At 62.4% G+C, this 21,825-nt stretch carries 24 protein-coding genes; 12 read left to right on the forward strand and 12 right to left on the reverse strand.

The window, feature by feature from the left end:
- The first annotated feature begins 74 nt into the window (after window positions 1-74).
- The 5 genes from NMA58_RS09590 to NMA58_RS09610 are packed head-to-tail and all read left to right on the forward strand — an operon-like array spanning window position 75 to window position 5,121.
- Entirely contained in the window at window positions 75-905 is an 831-nt protein-coding gene (locus tag NMA58_RS09590; protein WP_430959952.1) for a metallophosphoesterase family protein, read from the forward strand.
- Window positions 902-2,083, forward strand: a complete 1,182-nt coding sequence (locus NMA58_RS09595) for an ABC transporter ATP-binding protein (RefSeq protein ID WP_430959951.1) — start codon at window positions 902-904, stop codon at window positions 2,081-2,083. The genes NMA58_RS09590 and NMA58_RS09595 overlap by 4 nt, the downstream gene beginning before the upstream one ends.
- The gene (locus NMA58_RS09600) at window positions 2,076-2,999 is read left to right on the forward strand and encodes a carbohydrate ABC transporter permease (protein ID WP_434713141.1); all 924 of its coding nucleotides are present in this window, start codon (window positions 2,076-2,078) and stop codon (window positions 2,997-2,999) included. Before NMA58_RS09595 ends, NMA58_RS09600 begins: the two co-directional genes overlap by 8 nt.
- Entirely contained in the window at window positions 2,996-3,829 is an 834-nt protein-coding gene (locus NMA58_RS09605; RefSeq protein WP_430959949.1) for a carbohydrate ABC transporter permease, read from the forward strand. The genes NMA58_RS09600 and NMA58_RS09605 overlap by 4 nt, the downstream gene beginning before the upstream one ends.
- Before the next feature lie 26 nt (window positions 3,830-3,855).
- Complete coding sequence (locus tag NMA58_RS09610; protein WP_430959948.1) at window positions 3,856-5,121, forward strand: ABC transporter substrate-binding protein; 1,266 nt, start codon at window positions 3,856-3,858, stop codon at window positions 5,119-5,121.
- Between the two features lie 69 nt (window positions 5,122-5,190).
- Here the strand turns inward: NMA58_RS09610 and NMA58_RS09615 are convergent, their stop codons facing one another.
- Complete coding sequence (locus tag NMA58_RS09615) at window positions 5,191-6,159, reverse strand: substrate-binding domain-containing protein (RefSeq protein WP_430959947.1); 969 nt, start codon at window positions 6,157-6,159, stop codon at window positions 5,191-5,193.
- Window positions 6,160-6,199: 40 nt separating this feature from the next.
- Entirely contained in the window at window positions 6,200-7,420 is a 1,221-nt protein-coding gene (locus NMA58_RS09620; RefSeq protein ID WP_434713143.1) for an MFS transporter, read from the reverse strand.
- 139 nt (window positions 7,421-7,559) lie between these two features.
- On the opposite strand from NMA58_RS09620, the gene NMA58_RS09625 reads away from it, so the two are divergent.
- The 6 genes from NMA58_RS09625 to NMA58_RS09650 all read left to right on the forward strand — a co-directional run bounded on the left by NMA58_RS09625 (window position 7,560) and on the right by NMA58_RS09650 (window position 11,498).
- Window positions 7,560-9,065 carry a winged helix-turn-helix domain-containing tetratricopeptide repeat protein gene (locus tag NMA58_RS09625; RefSeq protein ID WP_434713144.1) on the forward strand — a complete coding sequence of 502 codons (1,506 nt, stop codon included), beginning with the start codon at window positions 7,560-7,562 and terminating at the stop codon, window positions 9,063-9,065.
- A 153-nt stretch (window positions 9,066-9,218) separates the two neighbouring features.
- Window positions 9,219-9,524 (forward strand): hypothetical protein, encoded by a 306-nt coding sequence (locus tag NMA58_RS09630; RefSeq protein ID WP_430959943.1) that lies wholly within the window; start codon window positions 9,219-9,221, stop codon window positions 9,522-9,524.
- Between the two features lie 22 nt (window positions 9,525-9,546).
- Window positions 9,547-9,918 carry a hypothetical protein gene (locus tag NMA58_RS09635; protein ID WP_434713145.1) on the forward strand — a complete coding sequence of 124 codons (372 nt, stop codon included), beginning with the start codon at window positions 9,547-9,549 and terminating at the stop codon, window positions 9,916-9,918.
- A 169-nt stretch (window positions 9,919-10,087) separates the two neighbouring features.
- Window positions 10,088-10,354 (forward strand): DUF2933 domain-containing protein, encoded by a 267-nt coding sequence (locus tag NMA58_RS09640; protein WP_430959941.1) that lies wholly within the window; start codon window positions 10,088-10,090, stop codon window positions 10,352-10,354.
- Window positions 10,355-10,557: 203 nt separating this feature from the next.
- Window positions 10,558-11,049 carry an EF-hand domain-containing protein gene (locus tag NMA58_RS09645; RefSeq protein WP_434713146.1) on the forward strand — a complete coding sequence of 164 codons (492 nt, stop codon included), beginning with the start codon at window positions 10,558-10,560 and terminating at the stop codon, window positions 11,047-11,049.
- 80 nt (window positions 11,050-11,129) lie between these two features.
- Window positions 11,130-11,498: a hypothetical protein gene (locus tag NMA58_RS09650; RefSeq protein WP_434713147.1), complete on the forward strand. Its 369-nt coding sequence runs from the start codon at window positions 11,130-11,132 to the stop codon at window positions 11,496-11,498.
- Between the two features lie 34 nt (window positions 11,499-11,532).
- Here the strand turns inward: NMA58_RS09650 and NMA58_RS09655 are convergent, their stop codons facing one another.
- The 8 genes from NMA58_RS09655 to NMA58_RS09690 all read right to left on the reverse strand — a co-directional run bounded on the left by NMA58_RS09655 (window position 11,533) and on the right by NMA58_RS09690 (window position 17,031).
- Window positions 11,533-11,994, reverse strand: coding sequence for a DUF411 domain-containing protein (locus NMA58_RS09655; protein WP_434713148.1), 462 nt, complete (start codon window positions 11,992-11,994; stop codon window positions 11,533-11,535).
- A 56-nt stretch (window positions 11,995-12,050) separates the two neighbouring features.
- Complete coding sequence (locus NMA58_RS09660; protein WP_434713149.1) at window positions 12,051-12,338, reverse strand: copper-binding protein; 288 nt, start codon at window positions 12,336-12,338, stop codon at window positions 12,051-12,053.
- A 24-nt stretch (window positions 12,339-12,362) separates the two neighbouring features.
- Window positions 12,363-12,842: a cupredoxin domain-containing protein gene (locus NMA58_RS09665; RefSeq protein WP_430959936.1), complete on the reverse strand. Its 480-nt coding sequence runs from the start codon at window positions 12,840-12,842 to the stop codon at window positions 12,363-12,365.
- 35 nt (window positions 12,843-12,877) lie between these two features.
- The gene (locus NMA58_RS09670; protein WP_434713150.1) at window positions 12,878-14,224 is read right to left on the reverse strand and encodes a multicopper oxidase family protein; all 1,347 of its coding nucleotides are present in this window, start codon (window positions 14,222-14,224) and stop codon (window positions 12,878-12,880) included.
- A gap of 14 nt (window positions 14,225-14,238) precedes the next feature.
- A complete protein-coding gene (locus NMA58_RS09675) occupies window positions 14,239-15,702 on the reverse strand; it encodes a TolC family protein (protein WP_434713151.1) in 1,464 nt (487 codons plus the stop codon).
- Window positions 15,699-15,926 (reverse strand): hypothetical protein, encoded by a 228-nt coding sequence (locus NMA58_RS09680; protein ID WP_221112432.1) that lies wholly within the window; start codon window positions 15,924-15,926, stop codon window positions 15,699-15,701. The genes NMA58_RS09675 and NMA58_RS09680 overlap by 4 nt, the downstream gene beginning before the upstream one ends.
- A 90-nt stretch (window positions 15,927-16,016) precedes the next feature.
- On the reverse strand, window positions 16,017-16,412 hold the full coding sequence (locus tag NMA58_RS09685; RefSeq protein ID WP_434713153.1) for a hypothetical protein: 396 nt from the start codon (window positions 16,410-16,412) through the stop codon (window positions 16,017-16,019).
- A gap of 115 nt (window positions 16,413-16,527) precedes the next feature.
- Window positions 16,528-17,031, reverse strand: coding sequence for a cytochrome b (locus NMA58_RS09690; RefSeq protein ID WP_430959932.1), 504 nt, complete (start codon window positions 17,029-17,031; stop codon window positions 16,528-16,530).
- Window positions 17,032-17,207: 176 nt separating this feature from the next.
- Here NMA58_RS09690 and NMA58_RS09695 point away from each other — a divergent pair, with 176 nt between their 5' ends.
- Window positions 17,208-17,744 (forward strand): cytochrome c, encoded by a 537-nt coding sequence (locus tag NMA58_RS09695; RefSeq protein ID WP_434713399.1) that lies wholly within the window; start codon window positions 17,208-17,210, stop codon window positions 17,742-17,744.
- Between the two features lie 12 nt (window positions 17,745-17,756).
- Here NMA58_RS09695 and NMA58_RS09700 read toward each other — a convergent pair whose 3' ends face one another.
- On the reverse strand, window positions 17,757-18,437 hold the full coding sequence (locus NMA58_RS09700; RefSeq protein WP_434713155.1) for a peroxiredoxin-like family protein: 681 nt from the start codon (window positions 18,435-18,437) through the stop codon (window positions 17,757-17,759).
- Between the two features lie 74 nt (window positions 18,438-18,511).
- Window positions 18,512-21,757, reverse strand: coding sequence for an adenylate/guanylate cyclase domain-containing protein (locus NMA58_RS09705; protein WP_430960006.1), 3,246 nt, complete (start codon window positions 21,755-21,757; stop codon window positions 18,512-18,514).
- Window positions 21,758-21,825: the final 68 nt, after the last annotated feature.

Below are 21,825 nucleotides of genomic sequence, written 5' to 3' on the forward strand. Positions count from 1 at the left end.
ATGGGAGCCCTCTAGAGAGGCCCCGAGAAGGGAGCGTCCAGGAGACGCTTCCGAGGTTCTCGGAGACGCGCCCCATGAAAATCATTCACATCACCGACACGCATTTCAGCCCCGGCAAGCCGCATTTCAACGGCAACTGGGCACCGCTCTTGAGCTGGATCGAAGAGACCGATGCCGATCTGATCGTCCACACCGGTGATCTCACCGTCGACGGCGCCGACAAGGATGAGGACATCATCTTCTCGATGGATCTCATGCGCCAGGTATCGATCCCGATGCTGATCGTTCCCGGCAATCATGATGTCGGGCACCTCAAGGGTTCGGACCAGCCCGTCAATGCCGAGCGGCTCGCCCGCTGGCGCAGCCTTGCCGGTGACGATCGCTGGCTGGAGGATGCGGCCGGCTGGCGCTTCATCGGATTGAACGCGCTGCTTCTCGGCCATGAAGATGATGAGGAGGAGGCGCAGTTCGAGTGGCTTGCCAAGGCGCTCGAAGATAGGGCAGGGCGGCGCGTGGCGCTGTTCGCGCATAAGCCGCTGTTCGTCGATGCACCCGACGAAGGCGATACCGGCTATTGGAGCGTCCGACCTGCTCAGCGCCAGAGGCTCTTTGATCTGATCGGTGCCCATGACGTGGCTCTCTTCGCGAGCGGCCATCTTCATTGGGCCTGGCAGGGCGGCTTTGGCAAGACCCAGCTGACATGGGGGCCGTCCGCCGCCTTTATCATCGACAAGATGGAACGGGAAATGCCGGGCGAGCGCCTGATCGGCGCCGTCATCCATGAGTTCGATACGTCGGTCGCAAGCGCGGTCGTCGCCGTTCCCGGCATGACCGCGCATGTGCTCGACGACGTCGTTCACGAGGTCTATCCCCAGGCGGTCAAGCAGCGGGAACCGGTGGAATGAGCGCGCTCTCGCTTCGCGGCATCACCAAGTCCTTCGCTGGCAACCAGATCCTCAATGGCGTCAGCCTCGATGTCGGCGCCGGCGAATTCATCGCGCTGGTGGGTCCCTCCGGCTGCGGCAAGAGCACGCTCCTGCGCGTGCTTGCCGGCCTTGACCACGCCGACCGGGGCGAGATCCTGATCGGCGGGAAAGATATGTCCGGCGTGGCAGCCGCCGACCGCAACATCGCGATGGTTTTTCAATCCTACGCCCTTTATCCGCATCTGACGGCCTCTGAAAACATCGCCGTGCCCTTGGCGATGCGCCGGCTGTCGACGACGCAGCGGCTGCCCTTCATAGGCTCGTTGATGCCGGGCCAGCGCGCCACCTGCGCGGCAATCGCCCGCGACGTTGGGGAAATGGCGACATCACTCAAGATCGAACACTTGCTCGACCGCAAGCCCGGTCAGATGTCCGGCGGCCAGCGTCAGCGCGTGGCGCTCGCTCGCGCCATGGTGCGCCGGCCGAGCGTCTTCCTGATGGACGAGCCGCTGTCCAACCTCGACGCCAACCTGCGCGTCCATGCCCGTGGCGAGATCGTCGACCTTCATCGCCGCGCCGGTGTGCCGACGCTCTACGTCACCCATGATCAGGCGGAAGCGCTGTCGATGGCGGATCGCGTCGCTGTGATGATTGGCGGCCGGTTGCTGCAGATTGCAAGCCCTGAGGTCATCTATGACGATCCCGCCCATATCGAGGTCGCCCGCTTCATCGGCCAGCCGCGCATCAATCAATTGCCGGCGGGAGCCGAAGAGGGTGTGATTTCCTTTGGCGACCTGCGGCTGACGCTGAAAAACCCGCCTGCCGGCAAGATGCCGGTCACGCTCGCCATTCGCCCCGAGTTCGTCTCTCTCGACCACAACCGCCGGGACGGGCTTGCCGCCCGGATCGAGCGCGTCGAGTTCCTGGGATCGGAGGTCATCCTCTATTGCCGCCTCGATGCGATCGGAGAGGCCGTAATCGCCAAGGTTCAGCCGCCGGAAGCTGCAGGCCTCGCCGCCGGTGATCCGGTCGGGCTGCGGCTCGACACAGGCCGGATCATGGCCTTCGCCGAGGATGGTAGACGGCTGGCTGCTCGCGCCGAGGCCGGCAATGGGCTCGCCGCAGGCGACATCGCGCAGGAGAGGGCGCATGTCTAGCGTCGTCTCCATGGCCATGCCAGCCAATCCCGCCGTTACGCATCGGCGCAGCGAGGCCCGCATCGCCTGGATGCTGGTGCTGCCGGCGATCGTCCTGCTGTTCCTCTTCGTGCTTTTGCCGGTCGCGGCTGTCATCTTCCTCGGCTTTACCGATTTTGAACTCGGCTACGGCAAGTTCCGTTTCGTCGGCTTCGAGAATTACGCGCATCTGATCACCGACCGCACGTTCCGCAAGTCGCTCTGGAATACGACGGTCTACACGGCGATCGTCGCGCCCGTCTCGATCCTTCTTGGCCTCGTCATTGCCATGCTGATCGAGAGCGGGACGACGGCGCGCAGCTTCTTCCGCACCGCCTATTTCCTGCCGGTTGCTTCACTGATCGTCGCCATGGCGACCGTCTGGCAATATATGTTTCATCCGACCATCGGCCCGATCAATGCGCTGCTGTCTCTTGCAGGGCTGCCCGGCCCGAACTGGCTGGGCAGCTCCGGCACGGTGCTTTACAGCCTGTCGATTATCGGGGTCTGGCAGTCGGCCGGCTTCAATATGGTGCTGTTCCTGGCCGGGCTTACCGCGATCCCGCGCGAGCTTTACGCGGCAGCCGAGGTGGACGGCGCCAAATCCGCCCTCGATCGCTTTCTGCTCGTCACCTGGCCGATGCTCGGGCCGACGACGCTCTTCGTCATCACCATCAGCGTCACCAACGCTGTGAAGGTCTTCGAGACGGTCAAGACGCTGACGGAAGGCGGCCCGAACAAGGCGTCGGAGGTGCTGCTCTTTACAATCTATCAGGAAGGTTTCGTCTACCTGCGCGTCGGCTACGCCTCGGCGATGACCGTCGTCTTTCTCCTGATCCTCGTGGTGCTGATGTTCCTGCAGTACCGCATCCTCGATCGGCGGGTGCATTACACATGACGGGCGCTTTTTCTCTCGGCCGGATCATCCGCCTGACGCTGCTTTCGCTCGGCGCGATCATTTTCCTCTCGCCCTATGTCTTCATGATTTCGGCGGCGGGCAAAGCCCAGAGCGATATTTTCACCTCGTCGCTGTCGCTGATCCCGGCGCATCTCACCTATGCGGAGAACTTTGCCAAGGCGCTGATCCGGGTGCCGATGGCGCGGCTCCTGTGGAACGGCGTCGTCGTCTGTGGGCTGATCTTCTTCTTCCAGGTGCTGGTGGCGATCCCTTGCGCCTTTGCCATGGCGAAGCTGCGCTTCGGCGCCGCCCGGGCCATGATGGTGCTGGTCATGCTCGGCCTGTTGGTGCCGATCCATGCGACTGCCTTGCCGCTCTATGTCGCCTTCGACCGCGCCTCGCTGCTGAACGGCTACGCCGCCCTCGTTGCGCCCTTCACCATTTCGGTCTTCGCGATCTTCATGTTCCTGCAGTTCTTCCGCGCCATGCCGGATGATCTCATCCATGCCGCGCGTCTCGACGGCATGTCGGAACTTGGCATCGTTTCCCGCGTCATCGTGCCGAATGCCTGGCCGGCCGTTACTGCCTTCGCCATCTTCTCGGTCGTCGCGCATTGGAACGATCTCTACTGGCCGCTGGTCGTCATCAGCAAGCAGGACTACGCCACGCCGCCACTCGGGCTGATGTATTTCCGCGCCGCCGAGGCCGGCGACGATTACGGCGCGCTGATGGCCGCGACCCTCATCATTACCCTTCCCCTCGTTGCCGCCTTCCTGCTTGCGCAGAAGCGTTTCGTCGAGGGTATCACCATGACCGGTCTCAAAGGCTGACCGGCTTCAACCCAGGAGAACGAGCGATGAAACATATCACCCAGCTTCTCGCCGCAGCGGCCATATCCTTGGCAATCGCGCTTCCGGCGCATGCAGAGACGACACTGACGGTTCATTACCCGATGCCGGGCTTCTTCAAGGACGTGATGGACACGATCTCGAAGAAGTTCATGGCTGAGAACCCCGACATCAAGATCCAGTTCGCCAGCCCGTCCGCGACCTATGAGGAAGGCATCCAGACGATCCTTCGCCAGGCCGGCACCAGTGAAATGCCCGACATCACCTTCATCGGCCTGAACCGCCTGCGCATGCTCGACGAGCGCGACGTCGCCGTCGACCTCAGCCCGCTCGTCCAGAAGGACGGCAACATGGCCGAGCAGGGCTTCTCCGACACGATCCTCAAACTCGCCCAGGTCAAGGGCAAGCAGGTCGGTCTCGCTTTCGCAACTTCCAACCCGATCATGTATTACAACGCCGATCTGGTGAAGGCGGCGGGCGGCAATCCCGACAATCCGCCGAAGACCTGGGATGAAGTCATCGCGCTCGGTGGCAAGATCAAGGCGCTCGGCAACGGCGTCGACGGCATCGATTTCCGCTGGCAGGGCGACGACTGGATGTTTTCCGCACTGCTCTTCGGCGCCGGCGGCAAGATGCTGAGCGAGGACGAAAGCAAGGTCGCCTTCAACGGTCCGGAAGGCCAGAAGGCCGTCGAGGTCCTGCATCGTCTGGTAACGGAAGGAGGTATGCCCGTCTTCACCAAGCCCGCCGGCGAGCAGGCTTTCGCTGCCGGCAAGGTCGGTTTCGAATTCCAGACGACGGGCGCACTGCGCAACACCATCAAGAATGTCGGCGGCAAATTCGATCTGCGCACCGCCAAGATCCCGCTGATCGATCCGGTTAACGGCCGCCTTCCCACAGGCGGCAACGCTGTCGTCATCCTGACGCATGACGCTGCCAAGCAGGATGCCGCCTGGAAGTTCGCCAAATTCGCCGCCGGTCCTTACGGCGCTTCCGTCGTCGTGCCCGGCACCGGTTATGTCCCGAACAACGAGCTCGCCGCCAAGTCGCCCGAATATCTCGGCGATTTCTACAAGCAGAACCCGCTGTTCCAGGCAGGTCTCAGCCAGATGCCGGTCATGATCCCCTGGTATGCCTTCCCCGGCTCGAACGGCGTCAAGGTCACGCAGACGATCGTCGATAACCTGTCGCGCATCGTCGACCAGTCGGCCAATCCGAAGGAAGCGCTTGACGACGCGGCCGCCGATGTCGAAGGCATGCTGCCGCGCAGCTGATCAGCTTCCCCACCCAGGGTAGGGGCCGCCACGCCAAGTGCGTAGCGGCCTCTTGCTTTTCCTGGCATTTCAGATGGCGCGCACCGTGCCGCCGCGGCGCAGCGTATAAGTGACGTCGAGATGGCGGGCAGGGGCGGCGTTCTCCGCCATGTCGAGAAGCAGTGAGGCGGCTGTCGCACCCATGCTGGCATCCGGCATTTCGATTGTTGTCAGCGGCGGATCGATCAGCCGGCCGATGGCGATGCCGTCGAAGCCCGCGACCGAAACATCCTCCGGCACCGAGATCCCCTCGCGTTTCAGCGCGCCGATAACGCCGAGGGCAAGGAGATCATTGGACGCGATGATCGCCGTCGGCGAAAGCGAATTCATCGCCGTGCTGAGATCGAGCTGGTCGTAGCCGCCGACGAAGGAGATCTGGATCGCATCATGCGGCGTTAGGCCGTTCTCGGCCATCGCGTCGAGATAGCCCTGATAGCGAAGGCGAGCACGGTCGGAGGCTGCGAAATTGCCGGAGAGAAACAGTATGTGCCGATGTCCCATGCCTATCAGGAAGGCCGTGATCTCGCGGCCGGCACTGCGATTGTCGGCGGTGACGGCCGCCGGAAACCGCGCCGTCGGCAGGTTGTTGAGAAGCACGGTCGGTGGCAGCCCGGAAAGCAGCGCCTCGCTCGTCGACGGATCGCACACGGTGAGGATCAGCCCGGTCGGCCGGTCGTTCAGAAGTGCGGCGACGGCATCGGCCTCGCGCGCCGGATCGTAATTCGACTGTGCGATCAACACGCCGTGGCCGGCGACCAGCATGCGGTTCTGGATGCTTGACAGCGACGAGGCGAAGACCGGATTGGTGATGCTTGGGATTAAAACGCCGACCACCGGCCTGCGTCCGAGCCGGCCGGCGGAGTGATAGCCGAGTTCCGCGGCAGCCCGGCGCACCTTGCGCACCATCAGATCGCTGGCTGGCCCGTTGCGGTTTAGAACTCTGCTTGCGGTCGCCAGCGAACATCCTGCCCGGAACGCGACCTGCTGCAATGTCGCCATCGAAAGCACCTCGCATCAATCCAATTCATAGCGGGGCGCATTAAAGGGTCTCGATGACATTGGTCTGACACTTCACTGCGGCGATCGGGGAGGCGCTGCCGCGCCGTTTCTCTGCCCATAGGAGCAATGCCAGCACACCGCTGAGCAGACCGAGGGATAGTGGCAGACCCTGATGCCCGATCAGCTGCATTGCCAATCCGGCCGCGGGCGAGCCCGCCATGCCGCCAATGCCCCATGCGAAGGCGAAGGCCGCATTGCCGGCGACCACGGTCTGGCCGGTGAAACGCTCGCCGAGCTCGATCAATGACGCGGTGTAGAGCCCGAAGGAGACGCCGCCCCAGACGAAAACCAGAGGCCAGATGAGCCAGGTGTTGAAGACGAACGCCAGCGGCAGGCAGCCGGTGAGGCAAGTCAGGGCGCAGAATAATATCGTGCGCGTTGCGCCGAACCGCTCGGCCGCCCGCCCGAGCAGAATCTGCAGCACGGCATTGCCGGCGACGAAACAAGTGATGAGCGAAGCGATGCGCCCCTCGGTGCTGCCGAGTGACGCTCCGTAGACGGCGAACAGCGAAAGCAGGATCTGCTCGAAAGCGGCGGCCGTGAAAACCGCAAAGAGCAGCAGCGGCGCCAGCGCGAAGAAGCCGCCGACCGAAGTTGCCTTGCCGTCATCGGGCATGTTGGGCAGGCGTGGGGCAACGGCAAGCACGATCAGGCCGCAGGCCAGGAAGGCCATGGTGCCGATCATGAAGGGCGGCCAGCCTTCCGTGCCGGCGAGGCCGAGGGCTAGTGGGCCCACGCCGAAACCAGCCGAAACGATCGATGAATAGAGGCCGAGGATTCGGCCGCGGCGCGGTGCCGGCGTGATCGTGATCAGCCAGGTTTCGCTGATCACGTAGAGCGGATTGGCAAAGAAGCCGAGCAGGAAACGCAGCGGCATCCAGGCCCAAACCTGCTGGGTCCAGGCAATCGCCACCAGGGTAAGGGCAGCCAGGATCGAACAGAGGATGGCCAGCCGCGCCCCGCCTACGCCTCGCGAAAGCGCCGGAATGAGGGGCGCCGATATGATGAAACCCAGTGGCGTCATCGCTGCCGAGAGGCCGATCAGGCCTGATGTTATTCCCTGTCGCTGCAGGATGAAACTCAGCAGCGGGTAGGTCAGTCCTTGCGCGACGGCAAACACCATCACCGTCGCGATAATGCCGGCCATCGCAGTCCATGGAATCCGATCCCCGCTCTCTGATGTCGTGCTTGCGGCGGTCATGCAGATCTCCTCCTCGGTCAATAGTGGGTCGAGCCCATGAGTTGAAAGAGGTTGGAATTCTGCGGGATAGGAGGAGCGGCGTAATTAAGCCTCGCCAAAACGTTCTCAAAAACTACCAAACGGACTATAGATCCGCTTTATGCAGGGTTCGCGCTTTGCCTTTGGTCCGTTCGTGCTTGATCCGGATGCGGGAACGCTTCTTCGGAACGATAATCCCATTGCCATCAGCCACCGCGGGCTGAAGCTGCTTGCGGCGCTCGTCGGGCGACCAGGTGAAATCCTTGCCAAGACCGAACTGATGGACGCCGCCTGGCCAGGCATGGCGGTCGAGGAAGGCAACCTTACCGTCCAGATCGCGCAGCTGCGCAAGCTGCTCGGCCCGTCCACCGGCGGCGGCGAATGGATTGCAACGGTTCCGCGCGTTGGTTATCGCTTCACGGGAGCCGTGCATCGACTGAGCGGCATGAAGCGAAAAACCTTGCTGCTGCCTGATAAACCGTCGATCGCTGTGGTGCCCTTCCTCAATATCGGCAACGATCCCGAACAGGAATTCTTCGCGGACGGGCTGACGGAGGACCTGATCACCGATCTCTCCAGGATGCCCGGGCTGTTCGTCATCGCCCGCAACTCCGTCTTCGCATACAAGGGCAAGGCGATCGACGTGCAGAGGATCGCCGAGGAGCTCGGTGTGCGCTACCTGCTCGAGGGCAGCGCAAGGCGTGCCGCTGGGCGCGTGCGCGTCAACGCCAAGCTGATTGACGCGGTCAGCGGCGATCATCTCTGGGCGGAACGCTTCGATCGCAGCTTGGGAGATATTTTCGCCGTTCAGGACGAGGTGACGGCCAGGATCGTCGAAGCGCTGCTCGGCCGGCTGCGCGCGCCGCCGCCGCGAAATCGGCCGAAGAACCTCGAGGCCTATGATCTCTGCGTGCGGGCGCGCAAGCTCATGGATGATTCCCCGCAGGCCGCCGAGGAAGCGCATTTGATGCTGACGCGCGCAATCTCCCTCGACCCCTACTATGCTGAGGCCTATCGCTGGCTTGCCGTGAACCACTGGATGGGATGGGTTCATAGCGGCGGACCGACGGAATCGACCCGCGACGCTGCTCTGGAACTGGCGCGCAAGGCTGATGCGATCGATCCGAACGATGCTGGCTGCCGTTGGGTCCTCGCTTATCTGCTTGCTTATGCACGCGATTTCGCCGAAGCGGATGCGCAATTCGCCAAGGCGATCGAACTCGACCCGAATGAGGCGGACACCTTTGCCGCATTATCCGACATCTCGGTCCTCGCAGGGCGGATCGACGAGGGGCTAGACTATATCGGCAAGGCATTCCGGCTAAACCCGTTTCCGGCAAGTTGGTATTATCTGGCGCTCGGCCAGGCACAGTATGCGGTGGGGAAATACGAGGCCGCTATCGAGACGCTGCGGCGGGATGAGACTTATCGCACAAGCTCACGCCGGTTCCTGGCGGCGAGCCTGGCCCAGCTCGGCCGGCTCGACGAGGCGCGTGCCGAAGCGGAACTGTTTCTCGTCGCCAACCCGCATTTTTCAATCGGTCACTGGGCGACGACGGAGCCTTTCCGCGATGCGGCAACCCTTCAGCATTTCGTCGATGGCTACCGCAAGGCCGGTCTCCCTTAACCCATGTCGCTTACACTAGGGTTTCAAAGGCCAGGCGAGTCCTCAGAGTTGGATCGCCTTCGTATTTGATTTGCATCAAGGAAGTTTGCGGTGAGCGGGTAGATGATCGCGCTGTCGTACGGCTGCAACGGCGGCCGGTCGGAGGATCGCTCGATGGCAAACACTGTTCTTCATGCTCAACCTGCAAGTTCCCCGGCGATGTCGGCGCATGTCTCCGTGCCGGTGCTCGGCGCGACGCTCGCCGCCTTCGCCACCATCTCATTCCTGCTGTGCATGCTGCTCGGTTTCATCGCCCCGGAATGGGGTCTACATAGGCCATGGCTGCAGTTCTACCTGGGGCTGACCGGTTTCGACGTTCGAAGTTTGGCACTCGGCATCGTTCAAAGCCTCATCTTCGGCGGCTATGCGGGTGCGTTGATTGCGGCTATCTTTAATTTCATCAGTCGACGTTTCGGCTGAACGGGGTAACGGAGCCGGAGAGATGGGCGCCGACCGCTGCTGTTTCGATTGGATGAACGCATTGCAGGCCGTCCTGGTCGCGCTGGCGCTTCTTTTCGTGCCGGCGTCCGGCGTGCAAGCGATGCTATGCCATGACCGTTCGGTGCAAGAGCAGTTCGAACGCTCCCCCCTCTACAACGATGCCCATGCTTCGCGTCAGACCGGCTCTCAAGCAGCACCCGACCACAAGGCCTGCTGCTCGGTGGCATACGGTTTTTGCATTGCCGCGATCTTGACGGACCGTAATGAAGCTCAGGCAGCCCAAAATTCCTTTCTTCCTGTCGCGTGGGGCAATCAGACCGGCAGCGGCCTGGCATCTCCTCCCACGCTAGGCCCTCCTCGTTTCCCGGTCTGAGGATGCCGGATTGCGCCTCGGCGCTATCCGGTCGAATCCGCGGGCCTCCTTCAGGAAGCCTGAGACAATGGCCGGCATCGATAGAGGACCGATTGCAATGAACCGCCGCAATTTTCAGTGGTCCCAAGACCGAAAGCCTTTCCGAAACCCTTTCGAACGAGACACCGTTATGAACGACAATCATTCCCCAGCGGCCTGGAGCGCATACAGCCGCACCGTCTTCATCGCCTTCGCCGCGATCGCTCTGGCGCTCATTGCTTACGAGCACCGCGTGCACGTCCTCGGCATTCTGCCCTGGCTTCTGATCCTGGCCTGCCCGCTGATGCATCTGTTCATGCATCACGGCCATGGCGGACATACCGGCCATTCCCGCCACGACCATGCCAGTCATGGGACCGGTGCTAGCCAACCGAAGACGGAGGAAGACGATGTCTGACACATCGGCCTACGGGCTTTGAAGCTCGTGATCATCAATTCCGCGGTCATCGTGTTTGCCGCGAGCTTCACGAAACTCGAAACAAAAGGTGGGGCGATCGACCAGGTAGCCTAGCGGCGCGTCCGCCGGCCGCCATATTCGACTTCATCCTATTCCCGCGTCGGAAAGCAGGCGTGGATAGAACCAACCAAAGGAGAAACGACATGGGTATGACAATGCCAAATGTTATCCTGCTGGCCGCGGCGATTGCCGTCGGCAGTGCAGAGCTCGCCCTGGCGCAGACGAGCGGGGGGGATCCCCACCATCCTGCGGACTCGGCGCAGGCGACTGAGCCGTCGGGAATGGAGGACACGACCGCGCAAGGCCAGGGGGCAATGTCGGGCGGATCAGGCATGATGCAGTCCGCCATGATGGGACAAGGCCAAGGCAATGCGATGCCAATGCAGTGCATGATGATGCAGCCTGGCGCGGCCGGGGGCATGCCGATGCAGCCCGGCATGATGGGGGGGATGCCAACGATGGGTATGCGCGGGCCCATGATGAAGATCATGTTCGCGATCGCCGACACCGACGGGGATGGCGCGCTGTCCTTCGAGGAGGTGACGGCGATCCACAAGCGGATCTTCGGTAGCGTAGACGCCAACAAGGACGGCAAGGTCACACCCGAAGAGATGCAGACGTTCTGGAGGCCATAGCGGAGGCGACCCCGAAGGCCCTGTCGCGAAGCCTCCAAGGATATGATAGGATCAAAATGCATTCACCACGGGAGGGGTAAATGCGCCGTGTCCTTCTGACTTTGCTCCTTTGCGCGCAGTCCGCATCGATGTCGGCGGCGGCCGAGCTTGCCGTATTCCACACCGCTTCGTTCGGCGGCAGCCAGTCGGTCAGTCTCAGTCTCGCGGAGGGAACTGCGTCCCGCGATCCCGCCTTCGACTTCGACGTCGTCATCACGTTGTCGGAATTCGACGGTGGCGGGGCTGTGCTCTATCAAGACGGAGGAAGACACAAGGCGAGCGTGCGCTGCGTTTCGCCCGCGATGGTGCGGATCAATTCCGCCGACTATGCGGTCGACATTTCGGCGCGGCCGGGAACCGACTGGAAGCACGATCTCTGGTCAGCGCTCTGCAGCGCCCCGCTCTCCTAATCGGCATTACGGCGTGCTTTGATCAATCGAGGTATTAGCCCTTCGGCGGGCGGATTTCCATGAACACGTATGGGGCACCGATCCCCGATGGGATCGCATAAACGTCGTAGGACGCCTGCGGGTCGTCGCCCATTCCCAACGAGCCGGACGGCATGCCAGGCACGGCCAGTCCCTGGACCGGCGGGCGCTCCCGCAGCAGTCGCTGGACGGCCTCGAGCGGAACGTGTCCCTCAAGGTAGTATTCCCCGATGACGGCGGTGTGGCAGCCCTCCAAGTCGGCGGGAACGCCAAGCCGAGCCTTTACCGCGGCGAGGTCGTCGGTGTTGCGGGCGTCCACGGAATATCCCGCCGCAGCCATCGCCTTCGACCATTCGTGACAGCAACCGCAGTTCGGATCCTTGTAGACCGTCATTCTCGCCGTTGGGGCGGCGAAGGCCCCTCCGCCACGAAGCGCAAGGGCGGACGCCGCCATTGCGATGAAGCTTCTCCTGTGCATCGTCTCCACTCCTCGATGCCCTGTCGCCCGGACGTACCCGAGCGACAGGGAGTGCGTCATTTTACTTCGGTGACGGTCAGCTTGCCGTTCACGCGTTCGGCAACGAACTCGATGCTCGAGCCTGCCTTCAGCTTTTCCAGCAGAGCCGGGTCTTCGACCCTGAAGACCATCGTCATCGCCGGCATGTCGAGGTTCTTCAGGTCTTCATGCTTGATGGTGACCTTCTTCGCCTTCGCGTCGACCTTGTTGACGACGCCCTTGGTAAATTCCTCGGCGAACGCACCGAAGGCCGCGCTGGCTGAAAACAGGGCGGCAACACCGATTTTGATCATTGCGGATTTCATCTTCGTGACTCCTTTTACTGAGGGTTACTTGCCAGCGACGGTAACGTCGCCGTGCATGCCGGCTTCGTAGTGGCCGGGGATCAGGCAGGCGAACTTGAACTCGCCGTCGGTGGTGAATTTCCAGACGATCTCGCCGGATTGACCGGCCGGAAGGCGGATGGAGTTAGCGTCGGCATGTTCCATTTCCGGGAACTTTTCCATGACCTTCTTGTGCTCGAGAATCTTGTCTTCTTGATCGAGTACGAATTCGTGGTCGACGGTGCCGGCGTTCTTGACCGCGATCTTGACTGTCTGTCCCTTGCGGACGTTGAAGACCGCGGGCGTGAACAACATTTGCCCGTCGTCGGTTTCCTTCATTGTGACGCGGATCGTCTGCGTCGCTTTAGCCTTGTCGCCAGGCTCTCCGACCGCCATTTTCTCGCCGTGACCACCGGCATGGTTGCCCGAGGCGAAGGCGGGAGTTGCGAGCGCTGCGAGCGCCAGTGCGAGTACACAGTTCTTCATGCGTGCATCCTTCTTTTGAAGTGGGAGATTGAGCCTCAGCCGTTTGTCGGCTTCGGCGTGATTTGCGTCTTCGCGTCCTTGGCCTTGGTCGCGTCCGGCAGCTCGCCGGTCCACTCCCAGGCCTGCGTCCCGGGCGGGTTCTCGTACCAGCCCGGATCCGAGTAATCGTCCGCTTCGATGCCTTCGCGGACCTTCACGACCGAGAACATGCCGCCCATCTCGATCGGGCCATGCGGCCCCCAGCCGGTCATCATCGGGACGGTGTTCTCGGGAATGGGCATTTCCATTTCGCCCATGTCGGCCATGCCTTTGGTGCCCATGGGCATGTAGTCCGGCTGAAGTTTGCGGATCTTCTCGGCGAGCTTCGACTTATCCGTACCGATGAACGTGGGGATGTCGTGACCCATGGCGTTCATCGTGTGATGCGACTTGTGGCAATGGATCGCCCAGTCGCCGAGATACTTGGCGTCGAACTCGTAGGCGCGCATGGCGCCGACAGGGATGTCGACGCTCACCTCCGGCCACCGCGCTTCAGGTCGCACCCAGCCGCCATCGGTGCATGTCACCTCGAAGTCATAGCCATGCATATGTATCGGATGGTTCGTCATCGTCAGGTTACCGACCCGCACCCGCACCCTGTCGTTCCTTGAAACGACGAGCGGACTGATGTCGGGAAACACGCGGCTGTTCCAGCACCACATGTTGAAATCGGTCATTTCCATGACACGCGGCACATAGGAGCCGGGATCGATGTCGTAGGCGTTGAGCAGGAAGACGAAGTCGCGGTCGACCCGCATGAATGTCGGGTCCTTGGGATGGACGATGAAGAAGCCCATCATGCCCATCGCCATCTGCACCATCTCGTCGGAGTGCGGGTGGTACATGAAAGTGCCTGATTTCACGAGGTCGAACTCGTAGACATAGGTCTTGCCGACCGGGATGTGCGGCTGCGTCAGCCCGCCGACGCCGTCCATGCCCGACGGCAGGATCATGCCGTGCCAGTGGATCGTCGTGTGTTCCGGCAGCTTATTGGTGACGAAGATGCGCACCCGGTCGCCTTCGACCGCCTCGATCGTCGGACCCGGAGACTGGCCGTTATAGCCCCAGAGATAAGCGGTCATGCCGTCGGCCATCTCGCGTTCCACCTGCTCGGCGACGAGGTGGAACTCCTTGACGCCGTTGTTCATCCGATGGGGCAGGGTCCAGCCGTTGAGGGTGACGACCGGCTGATAGTCCGGGCCGGAAGTCGGGTGCAGAGGCGGCTGCATGTCCGCCGATTCCATTGTCGGGGCGTCGGGCAGCCCCATCGCCGAGGTTTTCGTCCATGTGCCCGCCGCCAGCAGCGCTGCGCTCGCACCGAACAATTGTCGTCTGTTGAACATGGTGGGTTCCTTTCTCAATGGCCGCCGCCGCTGCTGCCCGAGGCAGCGGCGACTTCGGTCTCTGCCGACGCGTTGGTCGCGCCGCCGCCGTAGATCGCAGGCGCGAGGTTGGCTTCGGCGAGCCAGAAATCGCGCTTGGCGTTGACGGAGAGCAGAATGGAGTTGATCTTGTCGCGCGTGTCGGTGAGCAGCTCGAAGGTGTTGGTGATCATGCCGTTGTAGGTCAGCAGGGATTCTTCCTCGACCTTGGTGCGCAACGGCACGACATTGTTGCGGTAGTGCCGCGCGATGTCGTAGTTCGAGCGGTACGCCTCGTATGCGGAGCGTGCTTCCGAACGGACGTTGACGGCCTTCTCGGCGAGCTGGTTTGCCGCGCGCATACAGGCCAGCTCGGCCTTGCGCATCCGCGCCTTGCCGGTGTCGAAGATCGGGATCGCGAACTCCAGCTCGATTTGGCCGGTCGTTCTGGTGGTCTTCTCCTCGTCCTCGATTTCCCGTTCCGTTTCGAAACCCGTCAGGATTTCGAGATCGGTTACATAACGCGTCGCTTCGGTGAGCCCGTAGGATCTTGCGGTTGCCTCCAGCTCGAGCTTCGCGACCTGAAGATCGATGCGGTTCCTCAGAGCCTCGGCTTCGATCGTATCGCGTCTGACGACGGCCTTGGGCAGCGGCGGCAGGCTGTTCGGAATCCGGTAGTCCAGGTCGGCCCCCCAGAGACCCATCAGCCGTGTGAGTTCCTCCTTGGCAAGGCGAGCTGCGAGGCGCGCCTTTGCAGTCTCCCCGGCGAGCTCGGCGACGAACACATGTTCACGCGCCTGGGCGCCCTTGGTCATCGCACCGGTCTCGCCAAGTTTCTCCGCAAGTTCGGAGGCGGCGTCCGCCGTCGCCTGGGCGCGCTGCAACTGCCCGACATTCTCCCAGGCGGCCACCGCCCCGATCCAGGCGCGCCGCGTCTCGGCGGCAACCTGTAGCGTTTTTACGGCAGCGGTCAGTTGCGCCTGGCGGAAGCGGGTGTCGGCGATCGCCACGTCACGATTCCTCGTCGCAAGCGCCAGGATGTTCGTCGTGAGCATCCCCTCGATGGTCTTGAAGGCCTCCAATCCCGGCGTGCCAATGCCTGTCGCGCCGATCGAGACTATCGGGTTGACGAACATCGTCGACTGCCAGGCATCGGCCGCACTGTCGCCGAGATCGGCGTAGGCAGCCTGAAGGCCCTTGTTGTTGAGCAGGGCGATCTGAACCGCCGTCTCGATATCGAGGGTTTTCCGTCGCGCGAGCAGATTTTTGACCTCCGCAGCGACAGAGCGCGCCTGATTCTGGTTCTGGATCCAAACCGTTTGCTTTGCCGTCGCTATCGCGGTCTTGTCGGCAACAGAAGCGAACCCTGCTTGCTTGCTGGAATATTCAGCGCCCGTGACGCAACCGCTCAGCACCAACGGGAACGCCAGCACGGACGTCAATTTTCGGAGGCCGATCATGAGGCGTCTCCTTTCGCGGGAGACTGCAGATCGTTTTGTCTACGCCACGGCTTCGGATCGACGGGCTGCCTGGCGACAAAGCCCGAGACCGGTGACCGATATGCGGCCGGGTGCGGCGACGGCTGTTCGACCGTGGCGGAAGACGCCACCACGTCGGGAGGAAGCGTGGATGTGCAGCCGCCGATGACAAGCGGCAGCCCCACCACAAAAAGCGAGGGTTTCATTATGAAATTTCCGAATGAGAGATAGCTACGGGCGCTCGCCCGGAGTCAGGCGGCGACCGAATGGACCCGATCGAGCGGGCGCGTCTCTATTCAGATATTCGGAGGGCGGTGGAGCGGCGGCTGTTCGCCGAAGGTCGTGCGGTCGTCCACGAACTGCCGGATCGAGGTTACGACTGGCCCACCGACGTCGGGGCTTTCACAAATGATGCCGAGCCCGCCGCAGAAATCCTTGCAGCATTCCTGCTTGACGAGCTTCGCACCTCCATCGTCATCGGGCATGTCGATGCGCGAATGGTCGTGATGGCCCGCCGCCGCCACGTCGTGGCCTTCATGGGATTGCATCATCTCTGCAGCGGCCACTTGCGGTTCGGGGAACGGTGAGCCATGCATCGCCGCGCTGGCGTTCGCCAACGAGTACCCCGCCAGTGATACGACGATCACCAGGCGCATCATCACGAGCAACGTGCTCACTGTGATTCGGTACATCTTGCCCATTCCCGAAGAGCTACAGGTAATGCAGCCCGTTTTCAATCGCGGACCTAGCAATTGCCGACATTCGAGTCCTTAATATGACGCATCCAGCGGGGTTGAAGCTGGCCACTTAGATGTTTTTTGCCGGCCGCTTCCGGTGCGGCAGCAGCATCCGGTCGACCGTCTCGTCACGGGCGACCAGTGTGTGCCAGGCCGCTGCGGCCAGATGCAACGCCACCATCGCCAGGATGATCTTCGACCCCAGAACGTGGTAGGGTGCGATTCCAAACCAAAAATAGCTGGCGACGGCGCCCATGCATGCCTGGCCGATGATTGTGGCGTAGAAGGCGTGATGAAGCGCCGTGGCGATCCATCCGGTCCATGTGCCGGGCGCGGTGGGCTCGGGCGGTTGAAATATGCGAAGTGCGAGCCGCACACCCATCAGCAGGCCGATGGCGACCCCCGCGTAGTTATGGAGCTGATGCTGGACGACATCCCACGCGGATGGCGTCATCCCCATGTGGACTGCATGATGAATTCTCTCGATGCTGCCGCCAGTCAGATACTGCACCGGCACCATGAAGGCGACCAGCCAGTGAAGCCCTATCTGAGCGAGCGAATAGCCACTTTTCATTGATCCACTCCAATCGAAGCCGCAGATTATTCGGCTGCGGTTAACGCTTCCGCAGCGCCCATTGCCGAGAACCTCGGGGAGGGTGTCCGCCCTGTTGTTGCCCAGATGAGAAGGGATATGCGTAGAGGCGGCATCACGCCGGTTTGGGAAGCAGCTCTATGAGACGGACCTTTTTCATGGCGACTTTTGGACTGCTCCCTGGCGTGGGAGCCGCTCTCTTGACGACAGTCCCGTCGCCGGCCGCCGAGGATGTCGTGGCGCTTCGACAAGCGGACATGAAGGCCATGGCCGCGGCGGCAAAGACAATTTCCGGCATGTTCAAGGATCCGGCAAGCTATAAGGCAGCCGAGTTCCGATGGGCAGCAGACACCATCCGCGACAGATCCGGCGTCGTCCTTTCCGAACACTTCGCATCCGAGGTGGCCAGCCCACAATCAAAGGCCATGCCGAACATTCTTGAGGAGCGCGAGCGATTCGACCGCATCGCAAACGACCTGCGCGACTATGCCGTCGCGCTCGACGTCGCCGCGCGGAATAATCCGGGACCGATGCCCGCCGGCATGCGCATGAAGCCTGGGGAGGCCATGGGTGGCGGCCCCCTCGGCACTCACGTTCGAAGCGAGCAGGAGCTGTCGGCAATGCCGGCGGAGCACGCCTTTCACCTCATGCTGCAGACCTGCACGACCTGCCACGCCCGCTTCAGGGCGCAATAAGCACAACAGGTGTCAAACAGCCATATTCGAAGCCGCCGACATTACATCGCGGGGGGCGGGACCACCGAACAAGTTGCGGCCACCTTCCTCGACTTCCGTGAAACACCAGCGCACGACGCCATCTCGATCGAGCAGGAATTCGCCAACAAGCTGGCCATGGCCAGTGGCGATCATTCGCGTGTCGTCCTCAGTGAATTCATAACCGTCGGCCTTGTCGAGATATTCCATCGCCGCCATCACATCCATGGGCTCTGGCAGCTCGCCCGGCATGTCGACCTGCATTGACGACATTGTGCTCATGCTGACCTTGTGCGGCCATTCGTTCTCGGATTCGGTGAACTCGATATTCGGCAAGCCGAAAGCTCTGTGCGATACCCGTTCGGGGTCGGAGGCCGCGAGCAAATTGGGAAGCGGGTGGTAGCGGAAATAGAGGCGAGCTCGCTCGATCGGAGTATTGACGACCGTGAGGCTATCGATGCCTTTTTCCTGCAGCGCATCGGTGAGTTCGGCCATGGCGGCGATCTGCCGGCGGCAGAAGGGGCAGTGCAGGCCGCGAAACAAGCCGACGAGCACCGGCTTCTGACCGCGAAAATCATCGATGGCGATCTTGCCATGGCGGGTGATCGCATCCAGCACCACGTTGGGCGCGCGATCCCCAGGCTGTAATGGTTTATCGGCGTGGTTCTCCTGCATTGTTAGTTCCTCCCTTTATGTCTCTGAATCGCTTTGGCGAATTGATGCAGAGCGACGAGTGAGATGCGAAGCCTTCAGTCGAGAAACGGCAAGACGACGAATGTGCCGGGGTCAAGCTTGTGGCGGATGCACACATCCTGCGCCAGCGCGAAATACCGTTCCGCTTCATCCATGTCGTCGTGTTCAAGGCTCAGTGTCGCCAAGCCATCATAACACGGAAAGAGCAGTTGCGGCTCGTCAATTTCCTTCGCCACCTCAAGGGCTTCCTCGTAATACTTACGAGCTAGGTTTGGCTGTCCATGGCATTGGTGTATCTGCCCGAGTACGATCAGCGGTACGGACAGATGGTCGCGCTGATCGAGCGCCCGGTCGATTTCGACCGCCTTCTCCGCCGCCGGCACGCCTTCGGCTCCACAGCGATCGGTGAAGGTGCAGCAGGAGACCGCGAGATTGGCGAGAAGACGCGCCTGGAAGCCGAGATCGCCGATGCGGGTGGCGACCTCCAATCCGCGTCGGCAGATCCTGATGGCGTTGGCCGGATCGACGATCGTGTAGAGAACGCCGAGGTTGGAATAGGCGCGGCAGGCGGCGCTTTGCAGATCGGCCTTTTCGGCGACCGAGAGGCTGCGCTCCACTTCCTGCACGGCATCACGGCGGCGTCCGAGACGCGCGAGTGCTGCACCTTTGGTGTTCAGCGCCTCTGCCATCGCCCGCGCTGCCTCCCGTCCGGCCTCGGTCGTTCCATCGATCGGCAGTGTTTGCAGGCATTGCAGCGCCTGTGTCGCCCATTCGGCAGCAGCAGCCTGGTCGCCGGTGCGGAAGGCAAGGTGGCCGCGTTCTTGCAGGAGATGGGCATGTTCGACCGGCGCATCGATCGGCGCGATCATCGTTTCGGCTTCGGCACAATGGGCCTCCGCCTGATCGCGGCGTCCCGCATCGAGATGCAGGCGGCTGATCTTGCGCAAGATCCTCGCAGCGGCGATCCGATCATCTTTCGCGCGGTGGATCGCGAGTGCTCGCTGATAATGGTTCAGGGCGGCCTCACGCCGGCCGGCAGGACCGCAGAGATCGCCAAGGCGCTCCAACAGTGCCAATTGCTCCGGCGGCGCCTCCTGCTCGTCGGCGAAGGCAGCAAGAGCCTGTCGGTAAAGACGCATGGCATCGTCATTGGCGTATATCTTGCGCGCCATATCGCCGGCCGCCATGAGATAGCTGGCCCCCTTGGCCTTTTCGGTGGTCAGGCTGAAATGATGGCCGAGCTGCGCCAGATGCTCTGCTCGATCCGGCGCCACGCCATATTGGCGTTCCAGCGCCCGGCCGATCCGTCGGTGAAGCTCCATGCGGCGTTGCAGCAGCAGATTGTGGTAGATGACATCGTGCATCAAGGTCTGGCTGAAGCGATAGCCCGGCGCTGTCTCGGCGTCCGGTCCACGCAACTCCTCGATGATATTGGCATCGCAGAGATAATCCAGCGCTGCATCGATGCCGGCCGGATCGGTCGCGACGGTGCGGAGCAGGGCGGTATCGAACTTCGGGCCGACGACGGCAGCCTCCTGCGCCAGACGTCTGATCTCCTGCGGTAACCTGTCGACGCGGGCAAGCAACAGGGCTTGCAAATTGACCGGTATATCGACATCCGCGTCTTCGGCTGCGACATGCCAGCGCTGCCCGTCATTGTGCAGCGCGCCCATGTCGATCAGGCCGCGCAGGATTTCTTCGATAAACAGCGGATTGCCGCCGGCGCGCTCGAGGATGCGCTTGCGCATTGGCGCCGGCAACTTGCCGTGACCCTCGCCAAAAAAGGCGGCAAGCAGCTTCTGCCCATCGGCAGCGAAGAGGGGGCCGAGACGCTGAACAGTGACGCTGACGCGATCGGAGTTCAGCGGATCCGTCTGCGACGTCGGCCGGTAAATCGCAAGCAGCATCAGTCGGCTGCGCTCCAGCCGGTCCATCATGAAACGCAGCACTTCCAGTGAGGCGGCATCCGCCCAGTGGAGATCCTCGATCACAAGCAGGAGAGGGCCTTGTGCCAGCCGCCGCTCGAAGATGGTTCGGACCGCATAGAAGATCTGGCGACGCAATTGTTCCGGTTCGATGTGCCGGAGCGCGCCATCGGGATCGCCGAGGCCGAGAACATGGAAAAAGAGCGGCAAAAGCGCCGCGACGTCGTCAGGCCCGAGATCGAGGGCACGGAATCCCGTTGTCAGCAGTTGCCGTGTCCTGTCGGGATCGTCCCGCTCGCCGATTCCATAGGCGCTCCGCACGACCGCGGCGAGCGTGCCGTAGGATTGTTCGCCGAGGGGAGAGCAGGTGGCTCTGCGGATAGCAAGCCCAGGAAAACGGTCCGTGTTGCCGGCGATCCCGACGAATTCGCTGGCCAGACGCGATTTGCCGATGCCCGCTTCGCCGATCAGGCGGACAAGCTGCGCGGCGCCGCCACAGGCAAGATCGAGGCAGGTCAACAGGCGCGACAATTCCGCGTCCCGACCGACCATCGGCGCCTGAAGGCCGAAACTTTCGAGCCCGCGTGCCGTATGCGGCGCTTCCAGCAGTCCGGTCAGCCGATGCACGAGGACGTTTCCAACCTTACCTCGCAGGGTTTGCGCGCCGAGGCTGTCGAAGGCAAAGGCGTGGCGGGTGAGACGGTAGGTCAGCGGACCAACGAGAATATCGTTTTCGCCGGCCATGGATTGCAGCCGTTGTGCGGTGTTCACCGTGTCGCCGGTCACGGAATAGGATTTTGTACTGGCGGCGCCGAAGCCGCCAGTGACCACAGGGCCGCTATTGATGCCGATATGCAAGCGCAGCGGCACGCCCGCACGCGACTGCCAGCGCTTGTCGACCGCAGCGGCCCGATCGATCATATCAAGTGCGGCGCCAAGCGCCCGCACCGGATCGTCCTCATGGGCGACCGGCGCCCCGAACAGCGCCAGCAGTGCATCGCCGACAAATTTGTCGACGAAGCCGCCATAGGCTTCCACCGCCCGGGTCATCTCTTCGAACAATTCGTTCTGCAGCACCCGCATGATTTCGGGGTCGATCTGCTCGCTCAACGTCGTGAAGCCGCAGAGATCGGCAAAGAGCACCGTCACCGGCCGACGGTCGGCATCGCCATCGGATTCAGCCGGTGCCGTCTCGATGGCCGGCTTCGCGGCCGGCTGGGCTTTGCCTGAGATCGACGCGCCGCATCTCGGGCAAAAGGCAAAATCAGGCTGACATGGATAACCGCAGGCCGCGCAGGACAGGGGTTGCCTTGCGCCGCATCGCGGACAGAAAGCAAAACCGCTCTGAATGTCGAAACCGCAGCCGGCGCATTCCATCGCAGGCATCTCACGAAAACCCCATGTGCGACAGCGACATCGGCCGCTGCCGGCGGCTTCTCAATGGG

It is taken from the genome of Rhizobium sp. YTUHZ045 (genome assembly GCF_051124255.1).
GTDB lineage: Bacteria > Pseudomonadota > Alphaproteobacteria > Rhizobiales > Rhizobiaceae > Rhizobium.

Excerpts from the sequence above, each read along its gene's own strand:
- NMA58_RS09590 (WP_430959952.1), top strand. The coding sequence starts at position 75 with ATGAAAATCATTCACATCACCGACACGCATTTCAGCCCCGGCAAGCCG.
- NMA58_RS09595 (WP_430959951.1), top strand. The coding sequence starts at position 902 with ATGAGCGCGCTCTCGCTTCGCGGCATCACCAAGTCCTTCGCTGGCAAC.
- NMA58_RS09600 (WP_434713141.1), top strand. The coding sequence starts at position 2,076 with ATGTCTAGCGTCGTCTCCATGGCCATGCCAGCCAATCCCGCCGTTACG.
- NMA58_RS09605 (WP_430959949.1), top strand. The coding sequence starts at position 2,996 with ATGACGGGCGCTTTTTCTCTCGGCCGGATCATCCGCCTGACGCTGCTT.
- NMA58_RS09610 (WP_430959948.1), top strand. The coding sequence starts at position 3,856 with ATGAAACATATCACCCAGCTTCTCGCCGCAGCGGCCATATCCTTGGCA.
- NMA58_RS09615 (WP_430959947.1), bottom strand. The coding sequence starts at position 6,159 with ATGGCGACATTGCAGCAGGTCGCGTTCCGGGCAGGATGTTCGCTGGCG.
- NMA58_RS09620 (WP_434713143.1), bottom strand. The coding sequence starts at position 7,420 with ATGACCGCCGCAAGCACGACATCAGAGAGCGGGGATCGGATTCCATGG.
- NMA58_RS09625 (WP_434713144.1), top strand. The coding sequence starts at position 7,560 with ATGCAGGGTTCGCGCTTTGCCTTTGGTCCGTTCGTGCTTGATCCGGAT.
- NMA58_RS09630 (WP_430959943.1), top strand. The coding sequence starts at position 9,219 with ATGGCAAACACTGTTCTTCATGCTCAACCTGCAAGTTCCCCGGCGATG.
- NMA58_RS09635 (WP_434713145.1), top strand. The coding sequence starts at position 9,547 with ATGGGCGCCGACCGCTGCTGTTTCGATTGGATGAACGCATTGCAGGCC.
- NMA58_RS09640 (WP_430959941.1), top strand. The coding sequence starts at position 10,088 with ATGAACGACAATCATTCCCCAGCGGCCTGGAGCGCATACAGCCGCACC.
- NMA58_RS09645 (WP_434713146.1), top strand. The coding sequence starts at position 10,558 with ATGGGTATGACAATGCCAAATGTTATCCTGCTGGCCGCGGCGATTGCC.
- NMA58_RS09650 (WP_434713147.1), top strand. The coding sequence starts at position 11,130 with ATGCGCCGTGTCCTTCTGACTTTGCTCCTTTGCGCGCAGTCCGCATCG.
- NMA58_RS09655 (WP_434713148.1), bottom strand. The coding sequence starts at position 11,994 with ATGCACAGGAGAAGCTTCATCGCAATGGCGGCGTCCGCCCTTGCGCTT.
- NMA58_RS09660 (WP_434713149.1), bottom strand. The coding sequence starts at position 12,338 with ATGAAATCCGCAATGATCAAAATCGGTGTTGCCGCCCTGTTTTCAGCC.
- NMA58_RS09665 (WP_430959936.1), bottom strand. The coding sequence starts at position 12,842 with ATGAAGAACTGTGTACTCGCACTGGCGCTCGCAGCGCTCGCAACTCCC.
- NMA58_RS09670 (WP_434713150.1), bottom strand. The coding sequence starts at position 14,224 with ATGTTCAACAGACGACAATTGTTCGGTGCGAGCGCAGCGCTGCTGGCG.
- NMA58_RS09675 (WP_434713151.1), bottom strand. The coding sequence starts at position 15,702 with ATGATCGGCCTCCGAAAATTGACGTCCGTGCTGGCGTTCCCGTTGGTG.
- NMA58_RS09680 (WP_221112432.1), bottom strand. The coding sequence starts at position 15,926 with ATGAAACCCTCGCTTTTTGTGGTGGGGCTGCCGCTTGTCATCGGCGGC.
- NMA58_RS09685 (WP_434713153.1), bottom strand. The coding sequence starts at position 16,412 with ATGTACCGAATCACAGTGAGCACGTTGCTCGTGATGATGCGCCTGGTG.
- NMA58_RS09690 (WP_430959932.1), bottom strand. The coding sequence starts at position 17,031 with ATGAAAAGTGGCTATTCGCTCGCTCAGATAGGGCTTCACTGGCTGGTC.
- NMA58_RS09695 (WP_434713399.1), top strand. The coding sequence starts at position 17,208 with ATGGCGACTTTTGGACTGCTCCCTGGCGTGGGAGCCGCTCTCTTGACG.
- NMA58_RS09700 (WP_434713155.1), bottom strand. The coding sequence starts at position 18,437 with ATGCAGGAGAACCACGCCGATAAACCATTACAGCCTGGGGATCGCGCG.
- NMA58_RS09705 (WP_430960006.1), bottom strand. The coding sequence starts at position 21,757 with ATGGAATGCGCCGGCTGCGGTTTCGACATTCAGAGCGGTTTTGCTTTC.